The 9,363-nt window shown below is 67.9% G+C and carries 6 protein-coding genes; all 6 read left to right on the top strand.

Annotated elements, in window-relative coordinates:
* The first annotated feature begins 194 nt into the window (after positions 1 to 194).
* The 6 genes from ligA to gatB all read left to right on the top strand — a co-directional run bounded on the left by ligA (position 195) and on the right by gatB (position 9,335).
* On the top strand, positions 195 to 2,480 hold the full coding sequence (ligA, locus tag ASC66_RS17710) for an NAD-dependent DNA ligase LigA (protein WP_055842897.1): 2,286 nt from the start codon (positions 195 to 197) through the stop codon (positions 2,478 to 2,480).
* Positions 2,481 to 2,672: 192 nt separating this feature from the next.
* On the top strand, positions 2,673 to 4,055 hold the full coding sequence (locus ASC66_RS17705) for an alpha/beta hydrolase (protein WP_055842894.1): 1,383 nt from the start codon (positions 2,673 to 2,675) through the stop codon (positions 4,053 to 4,055).
* Between the two features lie 9 nt (positions 4,056 to 4,064).
* Positions 4,065 to 5,840: an alkaline phosphatase family protein gene (locus ASC66_RS17700; RefSeq protein ID WP_055842892.1), complete on the top strand. Its 1,776-nt coding sequence runs from the start codon at positions 4,065 to 4,067 to the stop codon at positions 5,838 to 5,840.
* Between the two features lie 152 nt (positions 5,841 to 5,992).
* A complete protein-coding gene (gene gatC, locus ASC66_RS17695; RefSeq protein WP_055842888.1) occupies positions 5,993 to 6,292 on the top strand; it encodes an Asp-tRNA(Asn)/Glu-tRNA(Gln) amidotransferase subunit GatC in 300 nt (99 codons plus the stop codon).
* Positions 6,289 to 7,821, top strand: coding sequence for an Asp-tRNA(Asn)/Glu-tRNA(Gln) amidotransferase subunit GatA (gatA, locus tag ASC66_RS17690; protein WP_055842886.1), 1,533 nt, complete (start codon positions 6,289 to 6,291; stop codon positions 7,819 to 7,821). The genes gatC and gatA overlap by 4 nt, the downstream gene beginning before the upstream one ends.
* The gene (gene gatB / locus ASC66_RS17685) at positions 7,821 to 9,335 is read left to right on the top strand and encodes an Asp-tRNA(Asn)/Glu-tRNA(Gln) amidotransferase subunit GatB (RefSeq protein WP_055842883.1); all 1,515 of its coding nucleotides are present in this window, start codon (positions 7,821 to 7,823) and stop codon (positions 9,333 to 9,335) included. Before gatA ends, gatB begins: the two co-directional genes overlap by 1 nt.
* Positions 9,336 to 9,363 lie beyond the last annotated feature (28 nt).

The raw sequence follows: 9,363 nt of genomic DNA, 5'->3' as shown, positions 1-9,363 counted from the left end.
GCGGGTTTCGACTAGCTCAACCGACGGGGTTTCGACAGGCTCAACCAACGGGGTGCGACAAGTTCAACGAGTAGGGCGCGGCGGGGTTTCGACAAGCTGAACCAGCGGATACGGCCCGGGATGCTGGTGCGGCGTAGTCAAAGACGACGAGCCCATCCTGGGTGCACGTCGGTGGCTCCTCATAGAATTGCAGCGTGAGTACGACGAGCGATGATTTCGAGGCTGCCCGTTCCGAGTCGGAGGCGCTGCGCGATCGCATCGAGCGCAACCGGATCTCCTACCACTCCGAGGGTGTCAGCCTCGTCAGCGATGCCGAGTACGACGAGGACATGCACAGGCTCGAGGCGCTCGAGCGCGAGTTTCCCGAGCTGGCTGGCCAGGACAGCCCGACCCAGCAGGTGGGCGCCGCACTGGTCGCATCCGGGTTCCCTCCCCACGAGCACGCCGAACGCATGCTCAGCCTCGACAACGTCTTCAGTCTCGAGGAATTCGCCGAGTGGGCTGAGAAGACCGCGGCAGCAGCCGCTCGGCCGGTGCGCTGGCTGAGCGAGCTGAAGATCGACGGTCTCGCCATCAGCCTCGCCTACCGCGACGGTGTGCTGGAGACGGCCACCACCCGCGGTGACGGTCGGACGGGTGAGGACATCACCGACAACGTCGACTGGGTGCCCGTGATCCCACGTCGCCTCACCGGCGAGGGCTTCCCGCCCTTCTTCGAGGTGCGCGGCGAGGTGTTCATCCGCACGGAGGACTTCGAGGCGATGAACGCCCGTCAGCGCGAACTGCAGGCCGCATACGTCGAGGAGCAGCGGGCCCGGTTGAAGTCGGACGAAGATATCCCCACCCGCTTCGCCGAATTCGCGAACGCTCGGAACGCCGCGGCAGGCAGCCTGCGGCAGCGCCGTGCCGAGAAGGGCGACGCGCGGCTGGACCTCATGCGCGAACGCCTCGGCCGGCTCTCGCTCTATCTGCACGGCATCGGAGCATGGCCGGAGCCGCCGGTGCAGAACCAGTCAGAGGTCTACGAATTGCTCAAGGGATGGGGTCTGCCGACCTCCCCGCACTACCGCGTGTTCGACAAGACCGCGGAGGTGACCGCGTTCATCGAGGAGATGGGCTCGCACCGTCACGATCTGGAGCACGAGATCGACGGCATCGTCGTCAAGGTCGACGAGCTCGAGCTGCACGCCGAGCTCGGTGCCACCAACCGGGCACCGCGGTGGGCGATCGCGTACAAGTACCCGCCCGAAGAGGTGCACACGAAGCTCGTGGACATCGTCGTCGGCGTCGGCCGCACCGGTCGTGCAACGCCGTACGCGGTGATGGAACCGGTGAAGGTCGCCGGATCGACGGTGCGCCAGGCAACGCTGCACAACCAGGACGTCGTGAAGGCGAAGGGCGTTCTCATCGGTGACACCGTCGTGCTGCGCAAGGCCGGCGACGTCATCCCCGAGATCCTCGGCGCCGTCGTCGAGCTCCGCGACGGCAGCGAGACCGAATGGCACATGCCGTCCAACTGCCCGGAGTGTGGAACACCGCTGCGCGCGATGAAGGAGGGCGACATCGATCTGCGTTGCCCGAATGCGCGCGCCTGCCCGGCACAGGTGCGCGGCCGGGTCGAGCACATCGGCTCGCGCGGCGGGCTCGACATCGAGGTGCTCGGAGAGGTGACGGCCGCCGCGCTCACCCAGCCGAGCGTTCCGGCAACCCCGCCGCTGCCGACGGAGGCAGGACTGTTCGCGCTCACCGTCGACGAGCTGCTGCCCATCGAGGTCATCGTGAAGGACTCGGAGACGGGCCTGCCCAAGCTCGATGACGACGGAAACGCGAAGGTGCGCACCCCCTTCCGCCGCAACGCCAGCGCGGCAGAGAAGAAGGCAGGGGTCGTCGGCCCCCAACCGTCCACGAGCGCGCTGAAACTGATCGCCGAGATCGACAAGGCCAAGACGAAACCGCTCTGGCGCATTCTCGTCTCGCTCAACATCCGCCACGTCGGGCCGGTCGCGGCCCGCGCCCTGGCCGACCATTTCGGTTCCCTCGACGCGATCCGCGGATGCAGCGCGGACGAGCTCGCACAGGTCGAGGGTGTCGGGGGCATCATCGCCGAATCGGTTCGCGAGTGGTTCGAACACGACTGGCACCTCGACATCGTGGAGCAGTGGAGCGCTGCCGGAGTGCAATTCAGCACTCCCGGACACCCAGGGCCTGGCGCCGCGGCAGCGGCAGGCGGCGTCCTTGCCGGGCTCACCGTCGTCGCGACGGGCAGTCTCGACGGCTTCACCCGCGAGGGCGCACAGGAGGCGATCATCGCGGCCGGCGGCAAATCGGCCTCGAGTGTATCCAAGAACACGGACTTCGTCGCGGCGGGCCCCGGGGCCGGATCCAAGCTGGCCAAGGCAGAGGCACTGGGAATCCGCGTGCTCGACGCCGACGGTTTCCGGCTGCTCCTCGAGGGTGGACCGGCCGCACTCGACGCGTAGGGGAAAATAGGACGCCGGACAAATTACCCACGAATGTGGGGCAATATCTCTGGCGCGCGTGGGGTCACCGTCGCTACGATGAGCTTTGTGCGGTTGCACGCGCGAAATGCCCCCTACGGCATCGCGGCTCCGGCCGGAGTGTTCGTGGGGGAAATGCGTCAAGAGAACACACGCTGAGGGGACTTGCCGGGCATGCTCGCCGACGTCACGTTCATGGTCTCGGCCAGTGTCGCCCTCACGGGCGTGGCCGAGAGTTTCGTGGCGCACGAGATCTTTGCGGCTGAACGCTTCGCCGCCTCGGGCCAGGAGATCGGCGTGCTCTCCGGGAACAGCATCGGGCCGGACACGGTGAGCCGTGACGCCGACTCCGTCACGTCTATGGTCCTCGACGAGGCGACCATGCAACGCGCTGGTGGAATCTCGCTGTTGCGGGGCCTGTCGGCACTGAGTCCGCGCGAGATCGTCAACTATGTGCAAGAGAACGTCGCCCAGTTGGATGCCGTGCGCGACGCGCGCATCGCGCCGGCAGAGATCACCTCATGGTGGGCCGCGATGCCGGCCACCGCACAGCAGGCCATGGCCTCGAGCGTCCCACAGGTGCTCGGTTCCCTCGATGGTGTTCCCGCCGCCGTGAGGGGGCCTGCGAATGAGGATGCGCTGCAGCGGGCGACGGAAGGGATTCGGGAGCGCGCGGCATCCGGCATCGGCAAGGGCGAGCGTCGCAAGCTCGGCCAGCAGCAGCGCATGCTCGAGGCGGTCGCCTCGGCCCTCACGAGCAAGCCGGGGGAGCCGGAACGCACGCTGCTGGAATTCGACGAGCGCGGGTCCGGGCGGGCCGTCATCGTGATCGGCGACCTCGACAGCGCCGACTACGTCAGTTACCTCGTGCCCGGAATGTATTTCTCGGTGCAGCAGCAGATCCTCGACTGGACGGACACCGCCGCGACGCTGGCGGTCACACAGCAGCAATGGCTGCAGGACGTTCCGGAGGGGCAGTCGCCTCCGCGCGTCGCGACGATCGCCTGGCTCGGCTACCAGACGCCCGATCTGTTGAACGTCGGTGGCCTCGAACTCGCCCAGAGCGGCGCGGACGCCCTCGAGCAGTCGTGGCAGGGCATTCGCGCGACGCGCGGGGAACATCAACCGTTCCTGTCTGTGCTCGCCCACTCCTACGGTTCGACGGCCGCGATGATCGCGTTGCAACGGCACAGCGAGCAGATCGACGCGCTCGCGCTGATCGGTTCGCCCGGAAGCGCCAGCCAGACCGCGAGCGACCTGGGCGTCGCCGATGACCAGGTGTACGTCGGCGAGGCCAGCTGGGATCCGATCGTCGACACCGCCTTCTACGGAAGCGACCCGGGTTCAGAGTCCTTCGGTGCGATGCGCATCGGGGTCAGCGGCGGAGTGGACCCGCTCACCAAGAAGACGCTGGGCGGCTCCGTCGGCCACAACGCCTACTTCGCTGCGGGCAGTGAGTCGCTGCGCAATCTCGCGCTGATCGGAATCGGGCGAGGAACGTGGGTCACGGATGCCGACGGCGCCACACCCGGTACGAGCCTCGCCCAGGCGCGCTAACGTGTCCGGATGAGCAGCGCGAAGCAGATCCCCCCTGCCAGCCGCACAGCGGGCGAGCCGGAGCCGGCGGGCACGACCCGCAGGCGCTTCCTGCAGGCATCGGGCATCGCCGCGGCCGGAGTCGTCGTCGGCGGGGCGGCAGGCGGCGCGATCGGGGCCTCCATCGGGCACGCGCTCGGAGCCTCGGACGAACGCGGGGAGCACCACGCGCTCGACCCCCGCAGCATGCCCGGCTTCGACCACCTGATCGTGGTGATGGGGGAGAACCGCTCCTTCGACAACCTGCTGGGCTTCCTCTACGACAAGGAGACGCTGCCGACGGGGCAGCGCTTCGACGGGCTCGCATTCGGCGATCACTCGAACACGGCACCGGACGGCACGGTCATCTCGGCGCACGTCTACAGCGGAAGCACCGACGAGATCATGGGCTCGCCATCGCCGGACCCGGGTGAGGAATACCCGCACGTCAACACCCAACTGTTCAACCGCATCGATCCGGCCGCCAACGCGGGGCGCTCCGTCGGAGAGATGACGGCCCCGTACAACGGCGCGCCGGCCGGGACGAAGCCCGGAATGGACGGCTTCGTCACGGACTACGAGGTGCACTACCGGAAGCTGCACAAGGGCAAGGCGCCGACATCCGATGAGCTGGCAACGATCATGGGCTCCTTCAGCCCGGAGATGTTGCCCGTGCTGAGCACACTGGCGCAGAACTTCGCCGTCTACGACAACTGGTTCTGCGCTGTGCCGTCGCAGACGTTCTGCAACCGCTCGTTCTTCCATGCCTCCACCTCGCACGGCTTCGTCACCAACAAGGATGGTGGCGGCTACAACAAGTGGATCGACGCCCCGGCCGCACCGACGATCTTCAACAGGCTGCAGGAGGCAGGGGTCGACTGGCGCATCTACTTCGACGCCATGCAGCTCGTTTCCTTCACCGGGGTGCTGCACGCACCGGTGCTGGAGAAGTACTGGAAGACCGGCCACTTCGCCACGATGGACGGGTTCTACGCGGATGTGAAGAACGGCACGCTGCCCGCGTACGCCTTCGTCGAGCCGCGCATGGTCTACAACCACAACGACTTCCACCCGCCGGTTGGCGCGCTGCGCGAGAGTGACGTGGACGGCGTCGAGGTGGTCGACAGCGCCGTCTCCGATGTGCGAGCCGGCGAAGCCCTGATCCACCAGATCTATTCGGCCGTGCGTGAGAGCGCGAGTCCGAGCGGCTCGAACGCGATGAACACGATGCTCCTCATCACCTTCGATGAGCACGGAGGCACCTACGACCACGTCGCACCGCCGAAGGCCGTCAAGCCGGGCGATGCGCGCGCGGGCGAGATGGGCTTCGAGTTCGACCGCCTCGGATGCCGGGTCCCCGCCATCGCGATCTCGGCGTACACGCGGGCAGGCACCGTCATCAACGACGAGATGCACCACGGATCGCTCAGCGCGACGCTGGCGCGCATCCATGGCCTGAAGCCGCTGAACGAGCGGGACGCGACAGCGAACACCATGTTCAATGCGGTGAACCTCACGACGCCGCGGCAACCGGTGAACTGGCCGCACACGACGCCGCAGTACATCCCGCCGAACCCGCAGGCCGAGGCACCGCACGCGGGCAATGCGAGCAAGGACAAGCCGCTCAGCCCCCCGGGGCGCGGCCTGCTCGGGCTGCTGCTCGCGAAGTTCGCGCCGCCGGGCACGCCGGTCCCCGAGACGTATGGCCAGGCCTACGAGCACCTCGAGAAGTACGGCAGCAGGCTCTTCGGTAGCTCGCAGCGCTGACTCCGGCATCAAAGTAGGATTGTCCGGAACGCTCCGACGAACGAGCGAACCCCACGAGCGAAGCCCATGAGCGTAGCCCATGAGCGAACCCCACGAGCGAAGCCCATGAGCGTAGCCCATGAGCGAAGCCCACGATCGACACACGGAGACCCATGTCCGGAATCAGCGCAGAGCAGGTTGCACACCTCGCTCAGCTCGCCCGCATCGACCTGAGCCCAGAAGAGATTCTGAGCCTCACCACCGAACTCGACCAGATCGTTGACTCGGTCGCCAAGGTGACCGCCGTCGCCACCCCCGACGTCCCGGCGACCAGCCACCCGATCCCGCTGCAGAACGTCTTCCGCGCCGATGTGGTCGGCGAGACGCTCAGCCTGGAGCAGGCACTGCAGAATGCGCCGGACCACGACGGTTCGCGGTTCAAGGTTTCGGCAATCCTGGGAGAAGAGCAGTGAGCGACATCATTCGGCTGAGCGCCGCAGAACTCGGCGCCAAGATCGCCTCCGGCGACGTCACATCGGTGGAGGCGACGCAGGCCCACCTCGACCGCATCGCCGCCGTCGACGGCGCCGTTCACGCCTACCTGCACGTGGCACCGGAGCTGGCACTGGCCGCCGCGGCCCGCGTCGACGCGCAGCGCGCAGCCGGTGAGAAGCTCGGCCCGTTGGCCGGTGTGCCGATCGCCGTCAAGGACGTGCTCGTCACGACCGACATGCCGTCGACCAGCGGCTCCAAGATCCTCGAGGGCTACATGTCGCCCTTCGACGCCACCGTCGTCAAGAAGGTGCGCGAAGCCGGTCTGATCCCGCTCGGCAAGACCAACATGGACGAGTTCGCCATGGGCTCGTCCACCGAGCACTCGGCGTACGGTCCCACCCGCAACCCCTGGGCGCTCGACCGCATCCCCGGTGGCTCGGGCGGCGGGTCCGCCGCGGCCGTCGCCGGCTACGAGGCGTCCATCGCCCTCGGCAGCGACACCGGCGGCTCCATCCGCCAGCCGGCGCACGTCACGGGCACCGTCGGAGTCAAGCCGACCTACGGAGCGGTCAGCCGCTACGGCGCCATCGCGCTGGCATCCTCGCTCGACCAGATCGGCCCGGTCAGCCGTACCGTTCTCGACTCGGCTCTGCTGCAGGACATCATCGGCGGGCACGACCCGCACGACTCCACGTCGCTGCGCAGCGAGTGGCCGTCGATGGCGGATGCCGTGCGCAACGCGAACGTGCAGGGCCTGAAGATCGGCGTCATCAAGCAGCTCCAGGGCGACGGCTTCCAGGCCGGCGTCATGGCCCGCTTCCAGGAGTCACTGGCGCTGCTCGAGCAGAACGGCGCTGAGATCGTCGAGCTCGAGGCCCCGAGCTTCGAGCACGCGATCGCCGCCTACTACCTGATCCTCCCGGCAGAGGCATCCAGCAACCTGGCCAAGTTCGACTCTGTGCGCTTCGGCCTCCGGGTGAACCCGAAGGGCGGCGGAACCGTCGAAGACGTGATGAGCGCCACCCGCGACGCCGGATTCGGCCCCGAGGTCAAGCGCCGCATCATCCTCGGCACCTACGCACTGAGCGCCGGCTACTACGACGCCTACTACGGCAGCGCCCAGAAGGTGCGCACGCTCGTGCAGCGCGACTTCGCCGCCGCGTTCTCGCAGGTCGACGTCATCGCCTCGCCCACCGCGCCGACCACGGCGTTCAAGCTCGGCGAGAAGCTCAACGACCCGCTGGCGATGTACCTGAACGACATCGCAACGATCCCGGCCAACCTGGCCGGCATCCCCGGCATCACCCTGCCGGCCGGTCTGGCCGATGAAGACGGTCTGCCCGTCGGCATCCAGTTCCTTGCCCCGGCACACGAAGACGCCCGCCTCTACAACGTCGGCGGCGCACTCGAGCAGCTGCTCGTCGCCCAGTGGGGCGGACACCTGCTGGAGCAGGCTCCGGACCTGCTCGAACTGATCAAGGCTGCGGCCGAGGAAGGTGCCCGCTGATGGCCCGCGCACAATTGATGGACTTCGACAAGGCACTCGAACTCTTCGAGCCGGTCATGGGCTTCGAGGTGCACGTCGAGCTGAACACCAAGACGAAGATGTTCTCCGACGCCCCGAACGAGTTCGGTGCCGAGCCGAACACGGGCCTGAGCCCGCTCTGCCTCGGACTGCCAGGCACGCTGCCCGTCGTGAACGAGCAGGCCGTGCGCTACTCGATCAGCCTGGGCCTTGCCCTTGGCTGCTCGATCGCCGAGTCCAGCCGCTTCGCCAGGAAGAACTACTTCTACCCAGACACCCCGAAGAACTACCAGATCTCGCAGTACGACGAGCCGATCGCCTTCGAAGGCTCCGTCGAGATCGAGCTTGCGGACGGCACGCTCATCGACATTCCCATCGAGCGTGCTCACATGGAGGAGGACGCGGGCAAGCTCACCCACATCGGTGGCTCGAGCGGCCGCATCCAGGGCGCGGACTACTCGCTCGTCGACTACAACCGTGCCGGCGTACCCCTCGTCGAGATCGTCACCAAGCCGATCTATGGCGGCGAGCACCGTTCGCCGGAGATCGCGAAGGCCTACGTCGCCGCGATCCGCGACATCGTCGTCTCACTCGGCATCTCCGACGCCAAGATGGAGCGCGGTAACCTGCGCTGTGACGCCAACGTCTCGCTGCGTCCGCGTGCGGCAGAGGGCGCCGCGCCCGCGCCGCTCGGCACCCGCACCGAGACCAAGAACGTCAACTCGCTGCGCTCCGTCGAGCGTGCGGTGCGCTACGAGATCCAGCGTCAGGCCGCCATCCTGGCCAAGGGCGGCAGCATCACGCAGGAGACGCGCCACTGGCACGAGGACACGGGCGAGACGAGTGCCGGTCGCCCGAAGAGCGACGCCGACGACTACCGCTACTTCCCGGAGCCCGATCTGCTGCCCGTCGTGCCGTCGACCGAGCTGATCGAGGAGCTGCGCGCCGCGCTTCCAGAGCAGCCGGCCATCCGCCGCCGCCGCCTGAAGGGCGAGTGGGGCTTCACCGAGCTCGAGTTCCAGGACATCCAGAACTCCGGTCTGCTCACCGAGGTCTCCGAGACGGTCGCCGCCGGTGCCAGCCCGGCAGCAGCGCGCAAGTGGTGGACGGGCGAGATCGCCCGTCTGGCTAACGCCGCCGATGCGGACGCCGCAAGCCTGGTGTCCCCGGCCGATGTCGCTGCCCTGGCCGGGCTCGTCGAGGACGGTACCCTGACCGACCGCCTGGCCCGCCAGGTGCTCGAGGGTGTCATCGCAGGCGAGGGAACTCCGCAGCAGGTCGTCGACGCGCGCGGCCTCGCCGTCGTGTCCGACGACGGTGCGCTGATCGCCGCCATCGACGAGGCGCTGGCCGCCCAGCCCGATGTGCTGGAGAAGATCCGCGACGGCAAGGTGCAGGCCGCCGGTGCGGTCATCGGCGCCGTCATGAAGGCCATGAAGGGCCAGGCAGACGCCGCCCGCGTGCGCGAGCTCGTCTTGGAGCGCGCGAACGCCTGATCCCCGCTGTTCCGAACGGCCCCCACCC

The sequence above is a fragment of the Leifsonia sp. Root4 genome (genome assembly GCF_001425085.1).
GTDB lineage: Bacteria > Actinomycetota > Actinomycetes > Actinomycetales > Microbacteriaceae > Microterricola.
This window is presented reverse-complemented; position numbering and strand designations above follow the sequence as displayed.